The sequence below is a fragment of the Mycetocola sp. genome (genome assembly GCF_046716805.1).
Taxonomy (GTDB): domain Bacteria; phylum Actinomycetota; class Actinomycetes; order Actinomycetales; family Microbacteriaceae; genus Mycetocola_A.
Genome location: NZ_JBKJWH010000162.1, coordinates 1 through 24,674, shown reverse-complemented (window position 1 = coordinate 24,674; position 24,674 = coordinate 1). Strand labels below are relative to the sequence as shown.

Annotated in this window: 23 protein-coding genes; 9 read left to right on the top strand and 14 right to left on the bottom strand. The window is 66.8% G+C overall.

The features are described 5' to 3' along the window. From ACLQ62_RS13345 to ACLQ62_RS13335, 3 genes are all read right to left on the bottom strand, one after another. Positions 1-2,196: MMPL family transporter (locus tag ACLQ62_RS13345; RefSeq protein ID WP_411722125.1), on the bottom strand; the 2,196-nt coding region annotated here is incomplete at its 3' end. 135 nt (positions 2,197-2,331) lie between these two features. Then, positions 2,332-2,574: a zf-HC2 domain-containing protein gene (locus ACLQ62_RS13340; RefSeq protein WP_411722124.1), complete on the bottom strand. Its 243-nt coding sequence runs from the start codon at positions 2,572-2,574 to the stop codon at positions 2,332-2,334. Continuing rightward, complete coding sequence (locus tag ACLQ62_RS13335; RefSeq protein WP_411722123.1) at positions 2,571-3,185, bottom strand: sigma-70 family RNA polymerase sigma factor; 615 nt, start codon at positions 3,183-3,185, stop codon at positions 2,571-2,573. The genes ACLQ62_RS13340 and ACLQ62_RS13335 overlap by 4 nt, the downstream gene beginning before the upstream one ends. Positions 3,186-3,291: 106 nt before the next feature. On the opposite strand from ACLQ62_RS13335, the gene aroA reads away from it, so the two are divergent. The 3 genes from aroA to bcp are packed head-to-tail and all read left to right on the top strand — an operon-like array spanning position 3,292 to position 6,195. Then, on the top strand, positions 3,292-4,653 hold the full coding sequence (gene aroA, locus ACLQ62_RS13330) for a 3-phosphoshikimate 1-carboxyvinyltransferase (RefSeq protein WP_411722122.1): 1,362 nt from the start codon (positions 3,292-3,294) through the stop codon (positions 4,651-4,653). Next, positions 4,650-5,702 (top strand): ribosome small subunit-dependent GTPase A, encoded by a 1,053-nt coding sequence (rsgA, locus tag ACLQ62_RS13325; RefSeq protein ID WP_411722121.1) that lies wholly within the window; start codon positions 4,650-4,652, stop codon positions 5,700-5,702. The genes aroA and rsgA overlap by 4 nt, the downstream gene beginning before the upstream one ends. A gap of 19 nt (positions 5,703-5,721) precedes the next feature. Beyond that, on the top strand, positions 5,722-6,195 hold the full coding sequence (bcp, locus tag ACLQ62_RS13320; RefSeq protein ID WP_411722120.1) for a thioredoxin-dependent thiol peroxidase: 474 nt from the start codon (positions 5,722-5,724) through the stop codon (positions 6,193-6,195). On the opposite strand, the gene ACLQ62_RS13315 is transcribed toward bcp, so the two are convergent. Further along, positions 6,192-6,644 carry a hypothetical protein gene (locus ACLQ62_RS13315; protein ID WP_411722119.1) on the bottom strand — a complete coding sequence of 151 codons (453 nt, stop codon included), beginning with the start codon at positions 6,642-6,644 and terminating at the stop codon, positions 6,192-6,194. The genes bcp and ACLQ62_RS13315 overlap by 4 nt on opposite strands. Before the next feature lie 183 nt (positions 6,645-6,827). On the opposite strand from ACLQ62_RS13315, the gene ACLQ62_RS13310 reads away from it, so the two are divergent. Beyond that, on the top strand, positions 6,828-7,076 hold the full coding sequence (locus ACLQ62_RS13310; RefSeq protein ID WP_090711166.1) for a WhiB family transcriptional regulator: 249 nt from the start codon (positions 6,828-6,830) through the stop codon (positions 7,074-7,076). Positions 7,077-7,130: 54 nt separating this feature from the next. Here the strand turns inward: ACLQ62_RS13310 and ACLQ62_RS13305 are convergent, their stop codons facing one another. Genes ACLQ62_RS13305 through ACLQ62_RS13295 form a run of 3 tightly spaced genes read right to left on the bottom strand, consistent with a single transcriptional unit; the run spans position 7,131 to position 10,509 of the window. Further along, positions 7,131-8,624: a sensor histidine kinase gene (locus ACLQ62_RS13305; RefSeq protein ID WP_411722118.1), complete on the bottom strand. Its 1,494-nt coding sequence runs from the start codon at positions 8,622-8,624 to the stop codon at positions 7,131-7,133. Positions 8,625-8,675: 51 nt separating this feature from the next. Next, positions 8,676-9,917: a CpaE family protein gene (locus ACLQ62_RS13300; protein WP_411722117.1), complete on the bottom strand. Its 1,242-nt coding sequence runs from the start codon at positions 9,915-9,917 to the stop codon at positions 8,676-8,678. 4 nt (positions 9,918-9,921) lie between these two features. Next, complete coding sequence (locus ACLQ62_RS13295) at positions 9,922-10,509, bottom strand: SAF domain-containing protein (protein WP_411722116.1); 588 nt, start codon at positions 10,507-10,509, stop codon at positions 9,922-9,924. A gap of 141 nt (positions 10,510-10,650) precedes the next feature. Here ACLQ62_RS13295 and ACLQ62_RS13290 point away from each other — a divergent pair, with 141 nt between their 5' ends. Beyond that, complete coding sequence (locus ACLQ62_RS13290) at positions 10,651-10,938, top strand: helix-turn-helix domain-containing protein (protein WP_411722115.1); 288 nt, start codon at positions 10,651-10,653, stop codon at positions 10,936-10,938. A 41-nt stretch (positions 10,939-10,979) separates the two neighbouring features. Here ACLQ62_RS13290 and ACLQ62_RS13285 read toward each other — a convergent pair whose 3' ends face one another. Further along, complete coding sequence (locus ACLQ62_RS13285; protein WP_411722114.1) at positions 10,980-11,585, bottom strand: hypothetical protein; 606 nt, start codon at positions 11,583-11,585, stop codon at positions 10,980-10,982. Between the two features lie 281 nt (positions 11,586-11,866). On the opposite strand from ACLQ62_RS13285, the gene ACLQ62_RS13280 reads away from it, so the two are divergent. Then, positions 11,867-12,319 (top strand): Rv3235 family protein, encoded by a 453-nt coding sequence (locus ACLQ62_RS13280; protein WP_411722113.1) that lies wholly within the window; start codon positions 11,867-11,869, stop codon positions 12,317-12,319. Between the two features lie 91 nt (positions 12,320-12,410). Here the strand turns inward: ACLQ62_RS13280 and secA are convergent, their stop codons facing one another. The 6 genes from secA to mtrA form a co-directional block, all read right to left on the bottom strand. Next, a complete protein-coding gene (gene secA, locus ACLQ62_RS13275) occupies positions 12,411-15,224 on the bottom strand; it encodes a preprotein translocase subunit SecA (RefSeq protein ID WP_411722112.1) in 2,814 nt (937 codons plus the stop codon). A gap of 206 nt (positions 15,225-15,430) precedes the next feature. Next, positions 15,431-16,093 (bottom strand): ribosome hibernation-promoting factor, HPF/YfiA family, encoded by a 663-nt coding sequence (hpf, locus tag ACLQ62_RS13270; RefSeq protein ID WP_411722111.1) that lies wholly within the window; start codon positions 16,091-16,093, stop codon positions 15,431-15,433. 90 nt (positions 16,094-16,183) lie between these two features. Continuing rightward, positions 16,184-16,882, bottom strand: a complete 699-nt coding sequence (locus ACLQ62_RS13265) for a ComF family protein (RefSeq protein ID WP_411722110.1) — start codon at positions 16,880-16,882, stop codon at positions 16,184-16,186. Between the two features lie 87 nt (positions 16,883-16,969). Continuing rightward, positions 16,970-18,652 (bottom strand): GerMN domain-containing protein, encoded by a 1,683-nt coding sequence (locus ACLQ62_RS13260; protein ID WP_411722109.1) that lies wholly within the window; start codon positions 18,650-18,652, stop codon positions 16,970-16,972. Then, the gene (gene mtrB / locus ACLQ62_RS13255) at positions 18,649-20,292 is read right to left on the bottom strand and encodes an MtrAB system histidine kinase MtrB (protein WP_411722108.1); all 1,644 of its coding nucleotides are present in this window, start codon (positions 20,290-20,292) and stop codon (positions 18,649-18,651) included. Before mtrB ends, ACLQ62_RS13260 begins: the two co-directional genes overlap by 4 nt. Positions 20,293-20,365: 73 nt before the next feature. Continuing rightward, positions 20,366-21,052, bottom strand: a complete 687-nt coding sequence (gene mtrA / locus ACLQ62_RS13250; protein WP_411722107.1) for an MtrAB system response regulator MtrA — start codon at positions 21,050-21,052, stop codon at positions 20,366-20,368. 357 nt (positions 21,053-21,409) lie between these two features. Here mtrA and ACLQ62_RS13245 point away from each other — a divergent pair, with 357 nt between their 5' ends. The 3 genes from ACLQ62_RS13245 to ACLQ62_RS13235 are packed head-to-tail and all read left to right on the top strand — an operon-like array spanning position 21,410 to position 24,506. Then, positions 21,410-22,624: a glycerophosphoryl diester phosphodiesterase membrane domain-containing protein gene (locus ACLQ62_RS13245; RefSeq protein WP_411722106.1), complete on the top strand. Its 1,215-nt coding sequence runs from the start codon at positions 21,410-21,412 to the stop codon at positions 22,622-22,624. After that, positions 22,615-23,283 carry a DUF4129 domain-containing protein gene (locus tag ACLQ62_RS13240; protein WP_411722105.1) on the top strand — a complete coding sequence of 223 codons (669 nt, stop codon included), beginning with the start codon at positions 22,615-22,617 and terminating at the stop codon, positions 23,281-23,283. The genes ACLQ62_RS13245 and ACLQ62_RS13240 overlap by 10 nt, the downstream gene beginning before the upstream one ends. Beyond that, on the top strand, positions 23,280-24,506 hold the full coding sequence (locus ACLQ62_RS13235) for a DUF4350 domain-containing protein (protein WP_411722104.1): 1,227 nt from the start codon (positions 23,280-23,282) through the stop codon (positions 24,504-24,506). Before ACLQ62_RS13240 ends, ACLQ62_RS13235 begins: the two co-directional genes overlap by 4 nt. Positions 24,507-24,674 lie beyond the last annotated feature (168 nt).

Sequence of the window (24,674 nt, the reverse complement as noted above, 5' to 3'; positions counted from 1 at the left end):
GGTCGCCCCCGATGTGTGGATGCCACGCGACAAGTGGCTCGGCCACCAGATGGCCCGGCCGATGTCGTAACTCAGCGCCGGCACGAGCAGTGTCCGCACAAGGAAGGTGTCGAGCAGCACACCGAATGCGACGATGAACGCGATCTGGAGCAGGAACAGGATCGGGAGCACACCGAGCGCGGCGAATGTCGCAGCGAGGACGAGGCCCGCTGAGGTGATCACGCCGCCGGTGACCGCGAGTCCCCGGAGGATGCCCTGCTTCGTTCCGTGCCTGACTGACTCCTCGCGGACCCTCGTCATCAGGAAGATGTTGTAATCCACCCCGAGGGCGACGAGAAACACGAACCCGAACAGCGGAACGGACGGGTCAGCGCCGGGGAAGTCGAGAATTCCGTTGAACACCCATGCCGAGACGCCGAGGGCGGCGCCGAACGAGAGCACGACGCTGGCGATGAGCACGAGCGGTGCGACGACCGACCGGAGCAACAGCATGAGGATGAGGGCGATCGCACCGAGGATCAGCGGGATCAGCAGGTTGCGGTCGTGGATGGCTGTCGTGTTGGAGTCGAGCGCGATGGCTGTCGTCCCTCCGACGAGGACCGGCTCCGACGGCGTTGAGATGTCGTCGAGTGCCTCGCGCAGCGAAACGACGACGTCCTCAGCGCCTGCCGAGTCGCTGGCATCCGTCAGGGTCGCCTGCAGCAGGACGGTGCCGTCGACGACCGTGGGGCCCGGAACCGGGGTCCCGGGTGGTCCGAGCGGCTGAACGCCGTCGTCGGTCACGGGAAGCGAACCGGACGGCGAGTCCTCGGAGAGGACGGTGAGGAAGTCGACCCCGTCAGTGCCGAGCACGATCTCGGAGACGGCGTCGAGTTCGCCCTCCGGGGCGAGGATCACCGTCGGGGATCCGGAACCGGCCGGGAAGTGGTCGGCGAGTACGGCCTGACCGTCTCGCGCCTGCGACTCGCCCAGGACGAATTCGCTCGCCGCGACGCCGTCAGCTTTGAGCTGGAAGACGCCGAGCGACAGGACAGCGAGGAGCAGCACGCTCGAGACCCAGATCACGCGGGGACGTTTCTGCACGAGGCGGGCGAGCTTCGGCCACAGACCGTTCCTGGTCTCACCGATGGGGCTGTCGTCCTCCGGCAGCGCTTTCGGGCGCACCGGCCAGAACGCGACCGGGCCTGCCCAGTACAGGAGCGCAGGGAGCAGGGTGAGCGAGGCGAGCAGCGCGAAGACGATGCCGATGGATGCCACGGGGCCGAGTGCCTTGTTCGAGTTCAGGTCCGAGAAGAGCAACAGCATCAGCGCGGCGATGACGGTGCCGCCTGACGCGAGGATCGGCTCCCACGAGCCCTTGAGCGCAGCCCAGGTGGCCGCCCACTTCGTCGACTGGGCAGCGAGCGTTTCCCGGAAACGGGCGATGTACAAGAGCGAGTAGTCCGTTGCGGCACCGATCACAAGGATGAAGAGGATCCCCTGGGTCTGGCCGCTCAGCAGGATGAGGTCGGCCCTGGCCAGCTGAACGACCACGAGGATCGCGGCGCACAGGGCCGAAAGGCTCGAAAAGAGGACAAGCACCGGCAGGAGCGGCGACCGGTACACGACGACGAGGATCACGAAGACGGCGCCGAGGGCGACAAGGAGAAGCAGCCCGTCGATTCCGGCGAACGCGCCGGTGAGGTCGGCGGTCAGGCCGGCTGGACCGGTGATCGCGGTGGTCAGCCCGTCGACGCCGTTCTCCTCCAGCACGCCGCGGAGCAGCTCGACGGTGTCCGCGGTCTTCACGTCGGTGTCGAGGACCATCACCACCTCGGCGGCCTCGCCGTCATCGGAGAGGATCGCCGGTGAGCTGTCGTCGGCCAGGACGCCATCCAGCTTCCCGAAGTTCGCGATGTCGTCGTCGATCCGGGCCAGGTCGGCGTCGGTGAGCCCGCCGTCCCGCTCGTACACGACGAGGGCGGGGATCACCTCGTCGCTCGTGAACTCCGCCTGGAGTTCCTGCACCCTCGTCGCCTCGGCGCTCGCCGGCAACTGCTGGGACTGGTCGTTGGTGCTCACCGAGCTGATCTGCCCGAAACTGGCGCCGCCGGCACCGAACAGCCCGAACCAGATGAGGATGAGGGCGACGGGGAGAAGCACACGCAGCCAGGTGGGCACTCGCGAAGTCCGGACGGGGGCAGGGGTTTCGATCACATCCCCGAGGTTACGGCGCGGGGGCACCTCGGCGCGTGAATCGAAAGTTTGACGATTGGTGGCACCGATTCACCCGGATCGGCTCGTTTCACCCGGTGCGCCGGGGGAAACCGTCCGGAGTGTGTGAAAAGGCGACTAGTGCGTCGCCTGGGCCGCCCGCAGCTTCGCCATCACCTGGAGCTTGAGGTCCACAGGCGCGGTCTCCTTGCAGGCACGCTGCACGGCTTCGGTGAGGGTCCGGGCGAGCAGTGCCTCTTCCTGGCATGATGCACAATGCTCGAGGTGCTCACGAATATCGGCCGAGTTCGTCGAGCACACCTCGTTACGGAGGTACTCCTCCAGGTCACGCTTGGCTTTATCGCATCCGCAATCGGTCATTTCTTTGCTCCAGCCCGGCCGGTATCGATACCGCGCTCCTGGGCGTAGTCGGCCAACAGGTCCCTCAGCATTCGCCTGCCACGATGCAGACGGCTCATGACGGTCCCGATGGGTGATTTCATGATGTCGGCGATCTCCTGGTAGGCGAAGCCTTCGACGTCCGCCAGGTAGACCGCAAGTCGGAAGTCCTCCGGGATCACCTGGAGGGCATCCTTCACCGCACTGTCTGGCATCCGGTCGATGGCTTCGGCCTCAGCCGACCGTGACGCTGAAGCGGTCCTCGATTCAGCACCGCCGAGCTGCCAGTCCTCGAGGTCGTCGATCGTGCCCTGGTACGGCTCACGTTGTTTTTTGCGATAGATGTTGATGTACGTGTTCGTGAGGATGCGGTACAGCCAGGCCTTGAGGTTCGTCCCCTGGGTGAACTGGCCGAATGCCGCATACGCCTTGACGAAGGTCTCCTGAACGAGGTCCTGCGCGTCGGACGGGTTCTTGGTCATCCGCATGGCGGCGCCGTAAAGCTGGTCGATGAACGGCAGCGCCTGTTCTTCGAACAAGGCGCGCGGATCGTTCTCCGGCTCGGGAGGGAGGGTTTCATCGACGGTGCTCATCACCGGCCAGTCTACGGCCGGGACGTACGCCATGGCGCGATCAAGCACTGCTGTTACCACCCGTGGACGCCCTTTCTCGGCGAATCGCCGTTAGATTAGAGGAACAATGCTTGAGTCAAAATATTCCGCACCGGAGTTCGACATCTACGGCGACCGGCACCAGCCGGCCGACGACGGGTCCTGGGCTGCGCCTGTCGCCGCGGGCCCAATCGTCGCCACCGTGTCCCTGCCCGGGTCCAAGTCGCTGACCAATCGTGAACTCGTCCTCGCGGCCCTCGCCGATTCCCCCTCGCTCCTTCGCTCTCCCCTGCACTCCCGTGACAGCCAGAACATGGTCGACGCGCTGAAAGCGCTGGGCGCGACGATCACCGAAACGGATGCCACGGGCAGCTTCGGTCCGGACTGGCTGGTCACCCCCGGCGAACTGACCGGTTCGACCACGGTGGACTGCGGGCTGGCCGGCACTGTGATGCGGTTCGTTCCCCCGGTCGCGGCCCTCGCGCTCGGCCCGACGACGTTCGACGCCGACGCCGCCGCACGGGGACGCCCGATGGGCACCATGATCTCGTCGCTCAAAGCCCTCGGCGTTGACATCAACGACGACGGACGCGGCTCGCTTCCGTTCACCGTCCACGGCACAGGACGGGTCGGTGGAGGGGAACTCACCATCGACGCCTCCAGCTCGAGCCAGTTCGTCTCCGGCCTTCTCCTCGCCGCCGCCCGGTTCGACGACGGCCTCACCCTGACCCACTCCGGCGCGCGACTGCCGAGCCTTCCCCACATCGACATGACCATCGCCGCCCTCGCCGAACGCGGCATCCGCGTCACGTCGCCCTCGGTCGGGGTCTGGCGTGTCGAGCCGGGCACCATCGCCGGGAGGGACGTCGACATCGAACCCGATCTTTCCAACGCCGCTTCCTTCCTCGCCGCAGCTCTCGTCACCCGCGGGACGGTGACGATCCCCGGATGGCCGGCCGAAACGACCCAGGTCGGGGCGGAGCTTCTCGAACTGCTCCCCCGGTTCGGCGCCACTGTCGCCCTGGAGGGCAACCGCCTCACCGTGACCGGAGGGACGACGATTCCCGGGGTGAACCTCGACCTCACGACGGCTGGAGAACTTGCCCCGGCGCTCACCGCGATCGCTGCGCTGGCCGACTCCCCGTCGACTCTCACCGGGATCGGTCACATCCGACACCACGAGACCGACCGGCTCGCCGCCCTCGCGACCGAGATCAACAAGCTCGGCGGCAAGGTCACCGAACTGGAGGACGGCCTGCACATCGAGCCGCAGCCGCTCACCGGCGGCACCTGGCTCAGCTATCACGATCACCGGATGGCCACGACGGGCGCGATCCTCGGCCTCGTCGTTCCCGGCATTGTCATCGAGAACATCGCGACGACCGCGAAAACGCTGCCCCAGTTCCCCGAACTGTGGACGACGATGGTCTCAGGGGCCGTCCTCGGATGAGCTGGTGGGACACCGACGACGCCGACGACGAACCTGAGTTCGACGAGTCGAGCATCCGGGTGCGCCCGAACCGCAAGGGCAACCGACCGCGGACGAAGACGAGGCCGGAGCACAACGACGCCCAGACCGCCCGCGTCCTCGCCGTTGACCGCGGCCGGTACACCGTGCTCCTCGATGAGGGCACGAAGAACGAACGGCGGATCACCGCTTCCCGCGCCTCAGAGCTCCGCAAACAGGCTGTCGTCAACGGCGACCGCGTCCGCGTCGTCGGCGACCTCTCCGGCGACGAGGGCAGCCTCGCCCGCATCGTCGGAATCGTTCCCCGCACGACGCTGCTCCGCCGAAGCGCCGACGACACGGACGAGGTCGAACGGGTCATCGTCGCGAACGCCGACCAGATGTTCGTCGTCGTCGCCGCCGCCGACCCCGAGCCACGCGAGCGTCTCGTCGACCGCTACCTGATCGCCGCACTCGACGCGGGCATCCGCCCGATTCTCTGCATCACCAAGACCGACCTCGCCGATCCGAGCGGCTTCCTGCACAATTTCGCCGGACTGGACCTTCAGGTGTTCACCAGCTCAACCGATCGGATGCCGCTGGTCGAGATCACCGCAGCGCTTGTGGGCCACGACACGGTCTTCGTCGGCCACTCCGGGGTGGGTAAGTCCACCCTCGTCAACGCCATCGTCCCCAGCGCACAACGCGCAACAGGGCATGTCAACGCCGTCACCGGGCGTGGGCGGCATACCTCGTCGTCGACGGTGTCGTACCGCGTCGAGGGCGACGGAGGAACAGGCTGGGTCATCGACACGCCAGGCGTCCGGTCGTTCGGGCTCGGCCACATCGACCCGGCGAACATCCTGCGCGCCTTCAGCGACCTGGGCGAGGTGGCTGAGCACTGCCCGAGGGGCTGCACGCACCTGCCGGACGCGCCGGACTGCGCCATCGTCGAAGCGGTGGAGGCCGGGGAACTCGGCGGCACAGGTGCTGCGAGGCTGGATTCGCTTCAACGTCTCCTCGCCACGTTCATGAAGCCGACCCAGTACTGACCTCGCCTAGGCTGAAGGCATGACAGACGCGCGACTCGCCGCAGGCGACCAGGCCCCCACCTTCACCCTCCTGAACGCCGACGGCGAGTCCGTCTCGCTGGCGGACTTCGCCGGCTCGAAGGTGATCCTGTACTTCTACCCGGCCGCCATGACGCCGGGGTGCACCACCCAGGCGTGCGACTTCCGTGACAGCCTCGGTTCGCTGCAGGGCGCCGGGTACCGCGTCCTCGGCATCTCGAAGGATGACCCGGCCACCCTCAAGACCTTCGAGGAACGGGACGCCCTGACTTTTCCGCTCCTCAGCGACAGAGACCTCGCCGTACATCACGCCTACGGCGCCTACGGTGAGAAGAACTCGTACGGAAAAATCATCACCGGCGTGCTTCGCTCCACCTTCGTGATCGACGAAGAGGGAAAGATCGAGCAGGCGCTGTACAACGTCAAGGCGACAGGACATGTGGCATCCCTGCGCAAGAAGCTGACGATCGCCTAGCTTCCGTCCCGGCGAATCGCGGCCATCACCGACGGAGTGAACAGCAGTATCAGGACGAGCACGCTCGGGGCGAGGAGCGCCCACCCGATCGCCGGCTGCGCGAACGTTCCCTGGAACGCCCCGACGGCGATGGCAAGCTGAACCAGCTGCCAGATCACCGCTCCCCCACGCACCCAGCCCTGCCGGCGCAGGGCGCCGATCGCCACCGCGGATACGAAGCCCGCTCCGATCGCGGCGATCACCGTCAGAGCGATCGCGCTCGCGAGCGATGTCGCTGGCAGGGTGAGGGTATCCACGATGAGGACGAGCACCACGACGATCATGGCCGCCGCCTCCAGGAACAGGAGCCCGGTGAGCACCCGGAGCGCCAGGGAGTCCTGCACGCCGGGCGTGTCGGCGGGAATCATAGCGCCCGAAGGTGTCGGTTCTGTTTCATCGGAGTTATTCACAGGTATATCCCATACGAAGCTATTGATTTGATCGGTGCTCTATGTCACGATTGTTGAGGCCCGAGTACGACGCTCACAGAGAGGTGAGCAGATCCGATTTTTCGTGATCGCCCTCTCTTCAGCTCGGCAATCCCTCATTTCCGACCATATCGGTCGTTTACCCTCATTCAAAGGAGCACCCGCATGGACTGGCGCGATAAAGCCGCTTGCCTCACCGCCGACCCGGAACTTTTCTTCCCGGTAGGCAACACAGGGCCGGCAGTCGACCAGATCGACAAGGCAAAAGCCGTTTGTGGTCGCTGCACCGTGACCGAGATCTGCCTCCAGTACGCGCTGGAGACCGGGCAGGACTCGGGCGTCTGGGGCGGTCTGTCCGAAGACGAGCGACGGGCGCTCAAGCGCCGCGCCGCCCGCGCACGCCGCGCCTCCTGACCTGAAACGCAAGAAACTCCCGGTCCTCGCGTCCGGGAGTTTTTTGCGTGGCCCTCAGGACCGGGAGATCCAGCGCAGCGGAACTTCGATGGTCACCTCTGTGCCTGAACCCATCACGGTGTGCCAGTCGATGGTGCCGCTCAGTTCACCCTGGATCAGGGTGCGCACGATCTGCGTGCCGAGGCCCGTTCCGACTTTGCCTTCCTGCAGCCCGACCCCGTTGTCGCGGACGAGCACCGTCAGTTCGTCTCCTGAGCGGTCGGCGACGATCTCCACTTCGCCGTTGCGCCCGGCAAGACCGTGTTCGACCGCGTTGGTGACGAGCTCGGTCAGGGCGAGCGCGAGGGGCGTTGCGTATGCGCTCGGCAGCACACCGAATTCGCCCGTCTTGCGCGGGTGCACCGTTGTGTTGTGTGAGGATGCGACCTCGGCGATCAGCATGAGCACCCGCTCGAAGACCTCATCGAAGTTCACATCCTGTGTGAGTCCTTCGGAGAGCGTGTCGTGGACGACGGCGATGGCGGCGACCCGGCGCATCGCCTGGGTCAGCGCCTCACGGGCCTCGTCGGTGTGGGCGCGGCGTCCCTGGATCCGCAGCAGTGAGGCCACCGTCTGAAGGTTGTTCTTCACCCGGTGATGGATCTCTCGGATGGTCGCATCCTTCGTGATCAGTTCGCGTTCCTGGTGTCGAAGTTCGGACACGTCCCGACAGAGGACGATCGCCCCTGCGCGCTCACCTCGGTGACGCAGCGGGATGGCGCGCAGCGAGACGGTCACTCCTCGAGCTTCGATGTCGGTGCGCCACGGAGCGCGGCCGGTGACGACGAGCGGCAGGGATTCATCGATGACCTGCTTACCGGGAAGGATCAGAGTCGTCACCTCGGCGAGCGACTCGCCCTCGAGCTCATCGTTGAACCCCATGCGGTTGAACGCTGACAGCGCATTCGGGCTGGCGAATGTGGTGGTGCCGTCGACGTCGAGACGGATCAGGCCGTCGGATGCTCGCGGCGCGCCGCGTCGCGGACCCGTCGGCGCCGACAGGTCGGGGAAGTCCCCTGTTGCGACCATCTCGAAGAGGTCGTTCGCGCATTCGTTGAAGGTCAGTTCCTGGCGGCTGGGCGTTCGCGCTTCCCCGAGGTTTGTGTGCCGGGTGAGGACGGCAACCGGCGCCGAGGCGTTTTCCGGTGACGTCGACGCAAGGCGGCGCATCACGGGCACCGCACGTACCCTGGTCGGGGTTTCCTCATACCAGTCCGGCGCGGTGGAGTCCACGATCCGCGCCGACTCGTACGCTTCGGTGACCTGCGCCCGCCACTGCGGCTTGATGAGCTGACCGACGAAGTCCCGGTAGAACAGCGTCGCCGCACTGGAGGGCCGGTAGTGCGACACCGACATGAAGCTTCCGTCGCCGGTCGGCACCCACAAAACGATGTCGGCGAACGCCAGGTCGGCGAGGAGCTGAGCGTCGCCGACGAGCATGTGGAGCCAATCGACGTCCTCGTCTGTGGAGCGGCCGTTGGCGAGGACGAGGTCACTGAGGGTCGACATCCGTCCAGTCTACGGCCGCGTCCTCTGCCCCGAAGTGCAGGCGCCGGCCCCTCAGCCGGCGCGAACAGGGCGGGCCACGTGTCGCCGCCGGAGTGCCTTGCGCCCAGCCGCCGCGACGACCGGAGGCAGGACACGGTCCGCGACGAGCCGGGAGATCGCCGAGAGCGCCGGCGACCGCGGACTCACATCCCGGAGCGCCCGCCCGGCAAGGAGCGCGGCATCCGTGCCCTTGTCATCGGCCGGGATCAACACGGGATCCTGGATGCCGCCGAAACGCTGCAACGTGGCCCGCACCTGCCCATGCGGGTTGAGTCCGACAACGCTGGCCCGCACCTTGTTGACGACGGAGAGAACGGGCCGGTCGTCGATCAGTTCGAGCAGATCCGGGTACGCCCGCAGGTAGCGGGCGAGGCCGATCGGATCGGCCGCCCCCACGGCGAGGACGCGGTCAGCGGCTTGCAACGCTGCGAGTGTGGCGGCATTGCGCCGGGGCGCGAACAAGTCACTCGAAATCTCTTCATCGTTCTCCAGGCTGAAACCGGTGTCGAGAACGACGTAGTCTGCCCAGTCGCGACACGCATCGATTGTTCGCCTCACCCGTTCCGTGCTGATCTCCGGCCAGCGGGAAGCACGGGGGATGCCGGTGAGCACGGACAGCGTTCCGCCTGGCACCGAATACGGCTGCCGGATCCGGTCGAGCTCGGCGAGGCTGAGTCCGTTCTGGCCCGCCAGTCGGCAGGCCGCGGCGAACCCTGGCGCTTCGTCGAGCATGCCGAGGACGGGCGCGATCGACGCACTGTGGGTGTCGGCGTCGATGAGGGCGACCGTCCTGCCGGCCGCGGCGATCTCCGTCGCCAGGTTGATTGCAACGGTGGTGCGACCGGGAGCACCGGCGGGCCCCCACACGGCAAGAACGACGCCGGACCGTTGCGGCCGGGACACAGCGGCGAACTCCACCGCGCGCCCGCGGACGACGTCGTCGATCGCATCGATCGATGCACCGGCGTCAAGCACATCGAAGAGCCCGAGGGCCGCCGCGTTTCGCCGTGCGGTATCGGATGCGGCGAACGCGATCACCCGGATGCCACGCGCGTCACACCCGGCGAGGAGCGCATGGCTGAGACGGTCAGGCTCAGCGGACACCAGCAGCACGTCGGGGGTGGCGCCTGAAACGGCGAGCACGGGGTCGGTGAGCGGACCGATTCTCACCTCGACCCGATGTCCCCGTTCGACCAAGGCGGCGACGAGCCGGTCCTCATCGTCCCGGTCGAGGAAGAAGGCAAGGTCAGCCATGTCGTCAACCGGCTGGAACGATCGAGATGGCGCTGTCGCCGGCGAGCGCGGCGAGAAGGAGCGCGACGCTTCCCGTCGGAACAAGGATCTCGACCGTGCTCGCGGCGCCGGTCGTCACCAGGCCCTGCTGCTCGAGAACGTCAACGACGCTTGCACCGCCCACCACCACGATCGGAGGCGCGAACGAGCCGTCCTCCTGCTGCTCGGCTGCCCAGACATCGACGAGGCTGCCTGCCTCCACCGAGCCGGGGAGCCTCGTCGCCGATTCCACGACAACAGCCCTGACCTGGACGCGCGCGCCCGCCTTGACAGCGGAAAGCGGAATCAGCTCGCCTTCGAAGACCGTGCGGGTGACCACCAGTCCCCCCTCCGGGACGCTGGCGAGGTACCGGGTATCCGCTGCGTCGAGGCGGACATGGGCGACCTCGAGGTCGTCCTGGGAGATGGTGTCACCGACCGAAAGAGTCGAGCCGGCGACCAACACGGGGCTGGACTGGTCGGCGGCTTCGACGACGAACCACACCCCTGCGATCGAAGCGAGAATCAGCCCGGCACCGACGACGGCGCGCGGGTCGACGGCGGGCAATCGCAAGCGCCCTTTCATGGAACCTCCAGACCGAGACCGCGCGCCGAGCCGGCGGCGATGTGTTCCCATCGTGCCAAGATCCCGCCTCGGCTGAGAAAGTTATCCACAGTCCGTTCGGGAGGGAGACCGGAGCGGAATAATCGATCCATGGATACGGTCTCTTCGGACTCCGTCGGGCGCTTCCTCACAGTGGCCGACACGGCGGATATCCTGAACATCGCCCCCTCAGACGTCATCGACCTCGTGCGCTCAGCCGAGCTCCCGGCGATCTCGGTGGGATCCCCCGGCCGCTGGCGCATTGAGCGGTCGGTCCTCGAGGCGTACATCGAGAACAAGTACGAGGAGACCAGGCGGATGGGGCTCTGGCAGGAATCAGACCTTGCCAGCCTCCCTGAGGTCTCGAACGGCGTGATCCGCCGGCCGGAGGAGCCCTGACCCCGGGTTACCGCACGATCAGTGTCACCGCATGATCAGTGTCACAGCACAATCAGTCCGATGGCAGTCAACGGTACGACTCTCAGGTGGCTGACGTTGCGTTCCCTGCGCGGCGAATCCGGCTCGTGCACCGCCAGGTCGACGTGGTCACCGGCGACCCGGTCGAGCGTTCCGCCGTGCACCGCAGCAGCGTTCCGCCCCTCGTGCAGGCGCAGATAGACCCGACGCCTGCACAGGTCCCTCAGCACGAAGCTCAATCCGATGCGATCGCTGAGGCGCGGAGCCTGTTCGTCCCGATCCGGCACCGCGAGACTCCGCGCCAGGCTCTCCTTCGGGAGCAGCATCCCGGTGATCGCGCCCAGCGGGACGACACAGGCGTCGGATGCTCCGTCCCGCGAGATGAGATCGCCCGACAGCCAGTCGCGCCCGAACGCCTGCGGAAGGATGATGATCGTGGCTCCGGTGACCAGTTCGAGGACGACCTCGCCTCGTGACCCGTTCCTCCCCGAGAAGGTCTGAAGGCGGTCCCGCAGGGTGAGCCGGCCGAGTCGAAGCCGCTGGTCTTCCGCACGCCGGTCCAGCTCCTCGGCGTGCAGCTCGTGTTCGATCTGGCTTTCGATGTCGTCAAAAAGGCTGTCCCAGCGCATGGATGGGAGAGTAGCGACTCGCTCCACTCGGTCGCCGCAGTTATCCACAGATTGAAAGGTGGGGTTTACAAAAGAGTCATAGCGCTGGAAAAGTAGCTCGACATAAAGGCCCCTTAACCGGGGAAATCGCTGACGCAGGCCATGCGTGTGCTCGAAAGCAGGCATCCTGTCACCGAGTGAGACGTCGCGCGCGGATGCGACGTCGCGCTTACAGGCCTTCCGGCCGCCGTGCCCTCCCCGTCCTGGTTGTTTTCGTCGCACGTTCTTCAGCGGAGCCACGCATGAACTCCCCGACCGCCGGTGAGCCGGCACCCAACGCCCGGAGCGCCGGGCAGGCGCACGCCCCTTTCGACCCTGACCAGTTCTTCGGCAGGCAGAGGACCCCGACCGAGGAACTTCCACCGCCGGAGCCTCTGCTCGAAAACCTGACCCGCTGCGTGATGGAGGTCCTCGCCGGCGCGCGGGAGCTCGACCAGCTCGCCCGGTGGATCTCCGAGGACGTCTACAAGCACCTGCTCAAACGCCAGGTTGTCTCGGCGCGGGCAAGGCAGGTGAAGGGGCTGCAAGCGGTGCGCCCGATCCTGAAGATCGGCCGGATCACCCTCTTCGAGCCTCGCGACGGAGTAGTCGAGGCTGTGGTGATGGTGCACCAGCGCACCCGGTCACGTGCCGTGGCGATCCGACTGGAGGGCATGGACCACCGCTGGCGAGCCACCGCCATCTCGGTGCTGTGACGCGGCGGGGTACTGGATCTCCCCGTGGACGAAACACCGCCCCGGCCTGGAAAACCAGGTCGGGGCGGCGCTTCAACGGGAGAACCGGGTTCTACTTCTTCTTGCCCTGCGCCCGACGGTCTGCGCGGTTGCCGGCGCCGGTCGGGCCGTCGCCCTTCTGGCCGAACGCTCCGCGCGCGGCCGGCTGCGCCGGCTGGGCGGCCGTCGCGCCGGTCCGCGGAGCAGCGGCGACCTCCGATGCCGTCTGCGCGCGAACGGTGGCGGCCTTCTCGATCTGCCCCTTCTGGTTGCGGACCTCGACCTCGCCGCCCTCGTTCGCGGCGGAGTAACTGAGCTTCTCGTCCGTACCCTCCGGACGGTCGAGCCCCTTGGCCTCGACCGTGGTGACTTCCTCCGTTGCGCCCTTCTTCACCTCGACCTCGAGGTTGAACAGGTACCCGACGGACTCCTCACGGATCTGCCCCATCATCTGCTGGAACATGCTGAAGCCCTCGCGCTGGTACTCGACCAGCGGGTCGCGCTGTGCCATCGCGCGGAGGCCGATGCCGTCCTTGAGGTAGTCCATCTCGTAGAGGTGGTCGCGCCAGCGGCGGTCGATGACCTGCAGCACGACGCGGCGCTCCAGCTCCCGCATCGCGGGTGAACCGAGCTGCTCCTCACGGCGCGAATAGGCGAGCCGGGCATCCGACAGGATCTCGCGGCGCATGAAGTCCCGGTTGATCCGGCCCTTCTGGCCGGCCTCAGCCACGACCTCATCGACGGTGAGCGAGATCGGGTACAGCGTCTTGAGGTCGACCCACAGGGCGTCGAAGTCCCAGTCGTCGCCGTTGCCTTCGCCGATGTGCACGTCGAGCACCTCGTCGATGACGTCCTCGAGGAACTTCTGGGTGCGCTCGTGCAGGTCGTCACCCTCGAGGATGTGACGGCGGTCGGTGTAGATCGCCTCACGCTGGCGGTTGAGCACGTCGTCGTATTTCAGGACGTTCTTGCGGATCTCGGCGTTGCGGGCCTCGACCTGCGACTGGGCGCTCTGGATGGCACGGCTGACCCACTTGGATTCGATGGCCATGTCGTCGGGCACGCCGCCCTTGCCCATCAGGGCTTCCGCTGCGCCTGAGTTGAACAGGCGCATGAGGTCGTCGGTGAGCGAGAGGTAGAACCGGCTCTCTCCGGGGTCACCCTGCCGACCCGATCGACCGCGAAGCTGGTTGTCGATGCGGCGCGATTCGTGCCGCTCGGTGCCGAGCACGTAGAGGCCGCCGGCGTCGATGACCTTTTCGGCTTCTTCGTTGACCTTCTCCTTGACGGCGTCGAACACATCGTCCCACGCCGTTTCGTATTCTTCAGGCGTCTCGACAGGGCTGAGCCCTTTCGCGTTCATCTCCTGCACGGCCAGGAATTCGGCGTTGCCGCCGAGCATGATGTCCGTTCCACGACCGGCCATGTTGGTGGCGACGGTGACGGATCCGAGCCGCCCGGCCTGGGCGACGATGGCCGCCTCCCGGGCGTGGTTCTTCGCGTTGAGGACTTCGTGGCGGACGCCCTTCTTCGCGAGGAGACGGGAGAGGTATTCGCTTTTCTCGACGCTCGTCGTTCCGACGAGAACGGGCTGGCCCTTCTCGTGCCGTTCGACGATGTCCTCGACGACCTGCGCGAACTTGGTTTCTTCGTTCTTGTAGACGAGGTCGGCTCCGTCGATGCGCCGCATCGGTTTGTTCGTACGGATGGGCACGACGCCGAGCTTGTAGGTCGACATGAATTCAGCGGCCTCGGTCTCGGCCGTACCGGTCATGCCCGACAGCTTCTCGTAGAGCCTGAAGTAGTTCTGCAGCGTCACAGTGGCGAGGGTCTGGTTCTCGGCCTTGACCTGCACACCCTCCTTGGCTTCGATCGCCTGGTGGATGCCTTCGTTGTAGCGCCGGCCCATGAGGATTCGGCCGGTGTGCTCGTCGACGATCATCACCTCGCCGTTCATGACGACGTAGTCCTTGTCCTTTTTGAAGAGTGCTCGCGCCTTGATCGAGTTGTTGAGGAACGAGATCAGCGGCGTGTTGGCCGATTCGTAGAGGTTGTCGATGCCCAGGTAGTCCTCGACTTTCTCGATCCCCGGTTCGAGCACCCCGACGGTGCGCTTCTTCTCATCGACCTCGTAGTCCTCGCCGTCGACGAGCACGGTGGCGAGCCGGGCGAATTCGGCGAACCAGCGGTTCGCCTCCCCTGACGCCGGGCCGGAAATGATCAGCGGGGTGCGCGCCTCGTCGATGAGGATCGAGTCCACCTCGTCGACGATCGCGAAGAAGTGGCCGCGCTGCACGAGGTCCTTGGACTGCCACGCCATGTTGTCGCGCAGGTAGTCGAAGCCGAACTCGTTGTTGGTGCCGTAGGTGATGTCGGCGTTGTACTGCTCACGCCGTTGCTCGGGGGTCTGGCCGGCAAGGATGACGCCCGTAGTCATCCCGAGGGCACGGAAGACCCGGCCCATCAGTTCGGACTGGTAGGTCGCGAGGAAGTCGTTCACGGTGATGACGTGCACGCCCTTTCCTGCGATGGCGTTCAGGTAGGCGGGAAGCGTCGCGACAAGCGTCTTTCCTTCACCGGTCTTCATCTCGGCGATGTTTCCGAGGTGAAGCGCCGCACCTCCCATCAGCTGGACGTCGAAGTGCCGGAGGCCGAGCGTCCGTTTGGACGCTTCGCGAACAGCGGCGAACGCTTCAGGCATGAGGTCGTCGAGGGATTCCCCGTTGGCGTGCCGTTCGCGGAGCTCCGCGGTTTCTGCGCGCAATTCCTCATCGGTGAGGTCGGAGAAGTCAGCCTCAAGCGAGTTGACTGCCGTCGCGATGTTCTCAAGTTTCCGGATGACTCGGCCCTCGCCGAGGCGAAGGACCTTCTCTAGTACTGAGGCCACGTATTGAACTCCACTTTGCTCTCGGGCACGTTGTCCTACGTGCGGCCGCGCCGTCTGCGCGGGACGGTCGAGGGACTCTCGGTCGAACGACCGTTTCCATGTTAGTCCGGGTCGGGGTGAGAGCATCCTGAATCGTGGTGGATCCCCCCTGAACACGGCTCACGCGGGCGCCCGGGACGGGCACCCGCGTGAGCGGATTCGGATTCTCAGGCGCGCTTTCGCTCGGCTCCTGTCCCATCCCCGAGCCCGATGACGCCGTAGTCCCAGCCTTTGCGGCGGTAGACGACGCTCGGCCGGTCGTTCTTCGCGTCGACGAAGAGGAAGAACGGGTGCCCAACGAGCTCCATCCGGTCAACGGCTTCGTCGACGGTCATGATCTCGGCGGGAAACACCTTCTCCCGGATGACGACAGGGCAGTACTCCTCATCGTCCTTCGCGTCGTCCTCGAGAACCGGAACAGAGCCGGTGGCCACCCGGTCCATCGTGTCGATGTCGGCGGGCTGGAGATCGATACCGCTGAATCCGGCGGCGCTTGCTGCGTGGAGCGACGTTCGACGTTTGCCGCGGAGGACTTTCTTCCGATCCTTCGCTCGTCGCACCTGTTCGAGCAGTTTGGCGATTGCCAGATCGAAGGCTACATATTTGTCCGAACCGGCCGCCTCGGCGCGCACAAGCGGTCCTGGACCGATGAGCATGAGCTCGACCCGGTCGTCGCCGGGTTTGCCGCTCTTGTCGTGGTGACGGCTGACCTTGACCTCGAATGCGAGGGCCCGGTCCGACAAATGGGCGATTTTTTCCGACTTTTCTTCCACGTAATCGCGGAAGCGATCAGTGAGTCCCAGGCCTTGTCCGACAATGTTTGTTTCCACGTCAACCTCCCAGATCAGGCGTGCCGCCGCAATATCCAGGGCGGTCCTTTCGCGCCTTTAGCCCCACCGTAGTCCGGGCCGCCCGATAAGTCACTCAGCAAAATGGAACTCGTCCGCGACACGCCGTACCCGCCGCGGAGTGGCTGCGATCACGGCTGCGCCGAGAACCGAAGCACCCGCTGCGACGAGCGCCCGCCGGAATTCGAGGAGCGTCGCACCGGTTGTGACGACGTCGTCGATGAGCAGAAAGCACCGCCCGTCCACAGGTCCGCGGGGCCGGAGGGAACCGCTCAGGTTGCTTCTCCGTTCCTCGAATGTGAGCCCGATCTGGTCGGCAGGCTGCCGCCGCCAGGCCAGCGGATGTTCCAGCCGGAGCCCCGTTTTCGCGACGACCGAGTCGACCGGCCGGTAGCCGCGTCGCCGGTACGCGGGCCGGGACGACGGCAGCGCCGCGAGAGTCACCGAACCGGGAGGCTCGGGCAGTCCGGACAGCTCGAGGACGGAGGCGGAGATCGCGCGCACGAGAACCCGTGCCAGCGCCGCCGCCGCGTCTGTGCGCTGCTCGTTCTTCAGCGCGAGGATCGCGCGGCGGGCGACATCCGTGTACGCGGTTCCCGCCCACACCGGGAAGCCCGGTTCGATCTCCCTGCGCGTGGCGTCTGCAGCCATCCGGTTCTCGCACGGGGCGCAGACTGCGGCGTCTGGCAGGCCGCAGCCGACACAGGCGACCGGCACGAGAGAAGCAAGCGCTTCCCGCGCGGCGGCGAGCATCAGTCGAGCGGGATCCACCCGGCCAGCATCCCTCCCAGCGACAGCGGACGGTTCCGGAATGGGACGGTGGCGGAAACGGATGCCTCGGGAAGCCGCGGTGAGGGACTAGTCCGGGCTTCCCAGTTGGGTGGCGATCAACGAGATCCCCGACCCGACGACCTGCCACGCCGAGGTGCGCAGCGCCGTGAGATTGCCACCGCTGACGATGGCGCGCAACTGACGGAGACCCGAGCCCGCGACGAGTGAGACCGCTCCGGCCGGCCCCTGCAACAGCTCGGACTGGCCGCCGATGACCTGCTTCACGATCTCGGTCGACCCGTCGGCAGCGGTGGTCAGGGTTGCGACGGTGAGGTCGTCGACCCAGGTGGTGGTGACCGCGGAGCCGGTTCCGACGGCGAGCACCTGCGGGTCACCGAGGGTCACCGGCAGGTTCTCCCGGTCACGCTGGATGCCGGCGACGAGCAGGCGCGGCTCTTCCCCGACTCGAACGAGGGCGACAACCCGGGTACCATCACGCGAAACAGCCAGAGACAGGATCGAGGATGCCTCCGGCCAGCTGGTCTGGACGGCGGCCTGGGATCCGTCCGCCCGTGAGACGACGAGAGATGCCGGTGCGGACGCCGGCACGCTCCAGATGTAGCCGAACGTGTCGAGGGATGGCGCGACGAGACCGGGGCGGGCGTCGACCCGCAGCGGTTCGGCCGCCGAGGCCCGGATGGCGAAGATCCCGTCAGCCGTGCGCGCGGCTGCCTGGCTGTGTGCAGCGTTGACGACGACAGCGTCCGGTGAGAGTGCCTCGACCTTATCGGACAGCCCAGGCAGACGCTCGAGCGAGTCCCCGTTGGAGAGAAACCCGAAGCCTTCCTGAGAAAGCACGAGCGCCCTCGGATCCGCCCGCGGCGACGTGACCGTGAGGGCGGGTATGTCCTCGGTGTTGTTGTTCACCGTGACGCTCACCGAGTTGATGGCCGACACACCGGTGAGGCTCCCGGCGATCTGAGTCTGCATCCGCTGTACGGTCATTTCGTCGGCCTCGAAGACTTCACTGCTGAGGTCGACCTGAGCGACGTCACCGACGATGGGCACCGCCCCTTTCGTCAGGGTCGTTCCCTCCGGGAATGACGTCGCCACCGCTCCGGTGAGGAGCGGGCTCGGGCCGTCGAGCAGCGCCTTCACGATGCGTGTTCCGGTCGACGTTCTCGACGGGAACCAGCGCAGATCGGGCACGAGATAGCTCCACGACGGGTCGAAGAACGCGAGGGCGTATGAGCCGAAGACGTCGTTGAATCGTTGAGAGTCGAGGATCACCCGGTCCGGCGCGACGCTGATCCGCCATTCATCCTTGACCTTTGTGAAGCTGTACCCCTGGGTGAGGGGCGTCCTCATGCTGAACTCGGTGTACTCGCCCTCGGCGTTCACCTCCGCGATGGGCGCGACGGTGAGCTGCATCGAGGCCTCGTCGGCAGAGACGTAGCTTCTCTGCGCGGCTTCGTCGACGATGACGTTGAGGTCCGGCTCCCAGGTCGACTGGATCTTCGGCGCAAGGAACTCCCTCGCCGTGGCATAGTCCTCGCGGGGGCTTGATGCCGCGTCGATGAAGCCGCGCAGGATGGCCTCCTGGCTCGCCCCGGCCTGCGGGCTGTCCGCGATGAACTGGACCTCGGGATCTTCGGCGCCCGGTACCGGTTGCCCGATGCGCGGCGCGCCCGACTGCGGGATGCCCGAGCAACCGACGAGAACCAGGGAGGCGACGACGGCGAGTGCCGCCGACCAGGTGCGTGCCCTCATACTCCGACTCCCTTGCCGTCTCGGGCGGCATCCGTTCCGACCGGCTGGGCGGCGTCCGTCATCTCAGCTGCCCTGTCGGTGTCCTCTGCATCCACCTGGTGGGCCTCGCCGTCGGCGTCCTCCGGGGGCAGCGGGAGGGGCGAGATCGTGACCTCTTCCCCGAGCTCGCGCGGGAGGGTGAGGCGGAAGCAGCTCCCGGCTCCGACCCGCGACCACACCTCGAGGCTGCCACCGTGCAGTTGTGCGTCCTCCAGGGCGATGGCAAGGCCAAGCCCCGTCCCGCCGATGGTGCGTTTGCGGGACGGGTCCGCTCGCCAGAACCGGTCGAAGACCCGCTGCGCGTCGGCCTCGGTCATTCCGTGCCCGTAGTCGCGGACCGACAACGCCACCGCCTGCTCGTTGCTGTCGACGGTCACGACGATCGGCTTGCCTTCGCCATGCTCGATGGCGTTACCGAGCAGGTTGCGGACGACCCGGCGGATGCGACGCGGGTCGATCTCGACGTCGGAGTAGCCGCCTGGGGCGACAAGCCGGACGTCCGAGCCCTTCTGCTCCGCGAGCGACGTCATCCCCTCGATCGAGTCTTCGGCAAGGTGGACGAGGCTGTGCGGTTCGACTTCCAGTTGCACGGAGCCGGCGTCGTAACGGCTGATCTCGAGCAGGTCGGCGAGGAGCACTTCGAAGCGCTGGGTCTGGGTGTGCAGCAGTTCGGCTGTCCGAGCCGTCGCCGGGGGGAATTCGGAACGCTGGTCGTAGAGCACGTCACCGGCCAGCCGGATGGTGGTGAGTGGCGTCCGGAGTTCGTGCGACACGTCGGAGACGAACCGTTGCTGCACCTGCGACAGGTCGGCGAGTTCCCGGATCTGGGATTGAAGGCTGTCGGCCATGCGGTTGAACGATCGTGCCAGTGTCGCGAGTTCGTCCTCACCCTTCACCGGAATCCTCACCTCCAGGTCTCCGCTGGCGAGCCGTTCACTTGTCTCTGCCGCGACCCGGACAGGGTTGGCGACGAGGCGGACGATCACCCAGGCCACCGCCCCCACGAGGAGCAACAGCGTGAGTCCGCCGATGAGAAGGGTGCGCTGCACGAACAGCAGAGTCTGCTCGGTGTCGCTGAGGTCGAAGCCGATGTAGATTTCCCAACGGCTTCCCTCTGGCAGGGTGATCTGGGATCCGACGACGATCCCGGGCACCTGGTTTCCGTCAGCGGCGGGAAGCGAGACCGACTGCCACCACTGCTCGTCGGGGTTGTTCTGCACGAGCCTTCGAAGCTCATCGCTGACGACGTCCTTCAGCCTGACGTTCTCGAAGTCCTGGGGGCCGGTGGCGCTCGGCTCCTGGCCTGGCGCGCGGTAGCCGGCGATCATCGTGCTCGACGAGGTGCGGGCAATCTCCTCCCGCGCCGCGCCCATCAGCTCCTGGGTGCTCGATCTGCCCGCGTCGCTGGAGGAGTCGAGGATGTTCTGGGCCGACTCGATCGCACGGGCCGAGTCCTGCTGGACCTGGCTCACCCGCGACTGGAACAAATCATTGCCGATGGTGATGGCCATGTAGAAGCTCGACACCAGCAGGGCGAACAGTGACAGCGCGAGGGTGACGACGATGGTCCGGAACTGCAGCGAGCGTCGCCAGGAGCGCACCGCTCGAGCGGGCCATGTCCTCCAGTTTTCGAGCCGAATGCCCGAGACGCCCTGTCCCACCTCGATCGCGTCCTCAGACTGCGGCGCCGGCGCCGGCGCGATAGCCGACGCCGCGGACCGTCATCACGATGCGCGGGTTGTCCGGGTCGTCCTCGACCTTGGCGCGCAGGCGCTGCACGTGCACGTTGACCAGGCGCGTGTCGGCTTTGTAGTGGTAGCCCCAGACCTGTTCGAGGAGCATCTCGCGGGTGAAGACCTGTTGCGGTTTCGATGCGAGGGTGAGCAGAAGGTCGAATTCGAGCGGGGTGAGGTTGATCCGCTTCTCGCCGCGCTTGACCTCGTGCCCGGCGACGTCGAGGACGAGGTCGCCGATCGAGAGCGAGTCCTGCGATTGCGGGGACGCGGGGCGCAGCCGGGTGCGGATCCGGGCGACGAGTTCCTTCGGGTTGAACGGCTTGACCATGTAATCGTCAGCCCCGGATTCGAGCCCTTTGACGACATCCGCCGTGTCGGTTTTCGCGGTGAGCATGATGATCGGCACACCGGATTCGCCGCGGATCCTGTTGCACACTTCGATGCCGTCGATACCGGGCAGCATGAGGTCGAGCAGTACCAGGTCGGGGCGGGACTCGTGGAAGGCGTCGAGCGCCCCGGAGCCGTCAGCGCAGAAGAACGGCTCGAACCCCTCGGTGCGCAGCACAATGCCGATCATCTCGGCCAGGGCGGTGTCGTCGTCGACCACCAGGATCCGTGCGTTCATACGCCTCGTTCTCGATTCATGTGCCGGCAGCGCCCGGAAAGCGCTGCCATGCGGTACCTGGCACCAGATTAGCCGCAACCCGGTGGCAGTTGGCCGAGAACCGCTGGGAACGGATGCCTCGGCTCTCATGGTGAGGGTGGGGCTGGTGTGACACGATAAGGAGGCGCGAAAAGTCGAACGCTTGAGGGGGCCGCTGGAGTGACCAACGACGAGAACTGGCAGGAACCGGGTGGGTCAGCACACGACTCCTCGGCTACAGAACCGCGCCGCGACAGGGCGGCACCGGTGCCAGCGCAGCCCGCTCCGCGCGAATGGCCAAGCGACCAGCCATTTTACGGCCCTGTCCCGCCCGCCCCGATGCCGCAGCAACCCTACGGACAACTGCCATACGGCCAGAACCCGTACTCGCAGCAGTACGCGGCGCCCGCCCCGTTCTACCCGCAGGTGCCATACGTCCAGAACCCGTACCCGCCGTCGGGCCAGGCAGCGGCCGGCTACCCGGGCACCTTCGCGCTCGCAGCCTGGGCGCCTCCCCCCAAACCGGGGCTCATTCCGCTTCGGCCGCTGGGGTTCGGGACACTCCTCGGCGCCCCGTTCCTCACCCTCAAACGCAATCCGAAGGCCACCTTCGGCAGTGCCCTGCTCGTCCAGGCGATCACCGTGCTCGTCAGCCTGCTCGTCGTCGGCGTCGTCACCTTCTTCGTCATCAGCAGGATCACCAGCGCTGCGCCTGAAGACCAGGACGCGGTCGCCTCTGGCGGCATCCTGGCAATAATCCTCTCGTCGCTCGTGCCGTTCCTCGTCGGTCTGGCGGCGACGGTCTTCCTCCAGGGCGTCATCGTCACTGAGGCGGCGAGGTCCACCCTCGGCGAGAAGCTCACCCTGCGGGCGACCTGGAAAGCCACCTGGCCAAGGCTCGGCCATCTTCTGCTCTGGACGCTTCTCGCCGGCGCCGCCGTTGCCGTCGTCGTCGCACTGATCATCGGGGTCGTCTGGTTGCTGGTAGCGCTCGGCGGCGGGTTCATCGCGGCTGGCGTCGTCCTCGCCATCCTGGCCGGGCTCGCCCTTCTCGCGGCTGCCGTCTGGCTGGGCATCAAACTGTCCATTGTTCCCAGCGTGATCGTGCTCGAGCGCGCGGGCGTCGTGTCGGCGATTCGCCGTTCATGGCAGCTCACCGACGGCTACTTCTGGAGAACCCTCGGCGTCCAGTACCTGATCGCGTTCATTGTCGGCACCGTCTCCCAGGTCGTCGTCACTCCGATCAGCCTGCTGTACATGCTTGCGATCAGTGTCATCGACCCGACGTCGTCGACCGCCGAGGACTGGATCGCTCCTGCACTGCTCTATGTCGGTCTGATCATCGTGTCGTTGCTCGTCGCATCCGTCACCAGTGTGGTGCAGTCCGCCACGGTTGCGTTCATCTACATCGACCTGCGGATGCGCAAAGAGGGCCTCGACCTGGAACTCATCCGATTCGTTGAGGCACGGCAGTCGGGCGACGCGTCCGTGCTCGATCCGTATCTGGTCCGCGAGGGCGGCAGGAGCGCCCCGACGGGATCTCCATGGTCCTGACCGGTGTTTCCCGGTTCGATGTGCCCGTCGTACCCGACGCACCCGAGGCGCGGAACTGGCTTCTCGAGGAACTGTCGAAGCCGGAGTATGCGGCGGCACGGCCGAGCCTGTTCGACCAGCTCAGTCAGGCGTTCTTCGACTGGCTGATGAGACTGTTCCAGCCCGGCGCCTCCGTGCCGCTGGACTGGCTCCCCGTCGCCATCGTCGCCCTGGTCGTCGCCGGCCTCGTCGCTGCCCTGTTGATCTGGGGACTGCCCCGGGTGAACCGCCGCAGCCGGCCGGCGACGGGCTTGTTCGGTGACGACGACCGCCGCACGGCGACCGAACTCCGTTCGGCTGCCGCCGCAGCCGCCTCAGCGGGGAACTGGACCCTCGCGGTCCTTGAACAGTTCCGCGCGGTTGCCCGCGCTCTTGCTGAACGCACGATCGTTCTTGTCAGCCCTGGAACGACGGCTCACGATTTCGCGGCCCGCGCGTCGTCAACGTTTCCGCAGGCCTCCGACGATCTCGCCTCAGCGGCGGATGTCTTCGACCGGGTCCGCTACCTCGGCCAGGACGGCCGGGCAGACGACTTCGACCGGCTGCGGCGGCTCGACAACCGCCTGCAAAAGGAATCGCCTGTGTCGCATGAGCAGGTCGGGGCCGGGAGTTCCGCATGAGTACAGCGACACGCATCGATCCGCCGCTGTCCATCGACGATCGGGTGGTGACGCCGCGAGCCAGAACGGTCGCCAGGCGCGGGCTGTTCTGGGCTGGTGTCGCCGGAGTCTGCATCATCGTCGTCGCTGCGACGCTGCTCCTCACCCGCGGCGCCGCATCGAGCGGACTTCTCCTTGACCCGGCAAGTGCCGCACCCACCGGAGCGAAAGCCGTCGCCGAGGTGCTTCGAGACCAGGGCGTCGACGTGATCCTGCCGGACGGCTTCGACGAGGCACTCGCCGCCTCGGCGCAACCCGGGACGACCCTCGCCATCCACGATCCGTCCGGCTACCTCACCGGGAACCGCCTCACCGAGCTCGCCGGGGAGGCCGGGGACGTGGTGTTGCTGTCCCCCGGCTTCCGGCACCTCCAGGCCCTCACCCCCGGCGTGAGGGCCGCCGGGCCCGCGAACCCCGACACCGCACTCGACGCGGACTGCACCCAGGACGCAGCCGGGCGGGCGGGGACCATCAGCCCTGGCCCGACCTTCGCCGTCTCCGACGACAGCGACGCCACCGGCTGTTTCCCGGCAGACACCGGCGGCTTCGGGCTTCTCAGCATTCCGGACGGGGCCGACACGATCCGGGTTCTGGGGCCGTCTGAACTGCTCTCGAACGATCTCGTCATCCTGCACGGCAACGCGGCGCTCGGGCTGGGGCTGCTCGGAGGAACCGACCGCCTCGTCTGGTACCTTCCCTCGATCGCGGATGTCGAGGCATCCGGCCCGCCGTCGATCGCGGAGTTGACGCCGACCTGGCTCGTCCCGGTGACGTCGCTGTTGGGGATCACCGTGCTCGTGGCCATGTTCTGGCGGGGCAGGCGGCTCGGCCCGCTCGTCGCCGAGGATCTTCCCGTCACCGTGCCGGCCGGCGAAACCATGGAGGGCCGTGCGCGGCTCTACCAGCGCAGTGCGGCGCGCACCCGCGCGGTCGACGCACTCCGCATCGGCGCGGTCGGACGGCTCGGCAACGCGCTCGGCCTGTCACGTCATGCGAGCGTTTCGGAGGTGTCCGATGCCGTCGCGTCGGCGCTCGGCAGGGACCCCCGTGAGGTGCGCGGCATCCTTCTCGAGAACCTTCCCTCCTCAGAACGCGACGTCGTCGCCCTCTCCGACGCCCTCCGAGACCTCGAGGCGGCGATCGCCGTCGCTGTCGACCCGCGGCCGCCCACAAGCGCCCGCTGAAAACCCCCAACTTCGCCCGAACGACAACGAACCGGAAGAATGCGCTCATGACCACACCGACACCGCACGGCCAGCCGTATCCGCAGGGCGCCCAGCAGGGACAACCGCACCTGCAGGGGTACCCGCAGAGCGCCCAGCAAGCGCAGGGCTATCCGCAGAGCGCCCAGC

Bases quoted from the DNA above. Each gene is read 5' to 3' on its own strand.
- ACLQ62_RS13340 (WP_411722124.1), bottom strand. From the start codon at position 2,574: ATGACCGATTGCGGATGCGATAAAGCCAAGCGTGACCTGGAGGAGTAC.
- ACLQ62_RS13335 (WP_411722123.1), bottom strand. From the start codon at position 3,185: ATGAGCACCGTCGATGAAACCCTCCCTCCCGAGCCGGAGAACGATCCG.
- aroA (WP_411722122.1), top strand. From the start codon at position 3,292: ATGCTTGAGTCAAAATATTCCGCACCGGAGTTCGACATCTACGGCGAC.
- rsgA (WP_411722121.1), top strand. From the start codon at position 4,650: ATGAGCTGGTGGGACACCGACGACGCCGACGACGAACCTGAGTTCGAC.
- bcp (WP_411722120.1), top strand. From the start codon at position 5,722: ATGACAGACGCGCGACTCGCCGCAGGCGACCAGGCCCCCACCTTCACC.
- ACLQ62_RS13310 (WP_090711166.1), top strand. From the start codon at position 6,828: ATGGACTGGCGCGATAAAGCCGCTTGCCTCACCGCCGACCCGGAACTT.
- ACLQ62_RS13305 (WP_411722118.1), bottom strand. From the start codon at position 8,624: ATGTCGACCCTCAGTGACCTCGTCCTCGCCAACGGCCGCTCCACAGAC.
- ACLQ62_RS13300 (WP_411722117.1), bottom strand. From the start codon at position 9,917: ATGGCTGACCTTGCCTTCTTCCTCGACCGGGACGATGAGGACCGGCTC.
- ACLQ62_RS13290 (WP_411722115.1), top strand. From the start codon at position 10,651: ATGGATACGGTCTCTTCGGACTCCGTCGGGCGCTTCCTCACAGTGGCC.
- ACLQ62_RS13285 (WP_411722114.1), bottom strand. From the start codon at position 11,585: ATGCGCTGGGACAGCCTTTTTGACGACATCGAAAGCCAGATCGAACAC.
- ACLQ62_RS13280 (WP_411722113.1), top strand. From the start codon at position 11,867: ATGAACTCCCCGACCGCCGGTGAGCCGGCACCCAACGCCCGGAGCGCC.
- ACLQ62_RS13260 (WP_411722109.1), bottom strand. From the start codon at position 18,652: ATGAGGGCACGCACCTGGTCGGCGGCACTCGCCGTCGTCGCCTCCCTG.
- mtrA (WP_411722107.1), bottom strand. From the start codon at position 21,052: ATGAACGCACGGATCCTGGTGGTCGACGACGACACCGCCCTGGCCGAG.
- ACLQ62_RS13245 (WP_411722106.1), top strand. From the start codon at position 21,410: ATGCCGCAGCAACCCTACGGACAACTGCCATACGGCCAGAACCCGTAC.
- ACLQ62_RS13240 (WP_411722105.1), top strand. From the start codon at position 22,615: ATGGTCCTGACCGGTGTTTCCCGGTTCGATGTGCCCGTCGTACCCGAC.
- ACLQ62_RS13235 (WP_411722104.1), top strand. From the start codon at position 23,280: ATGAGTACAGCGACACGCATCGATCCGCCGCTGTCCATCGACGATCGG.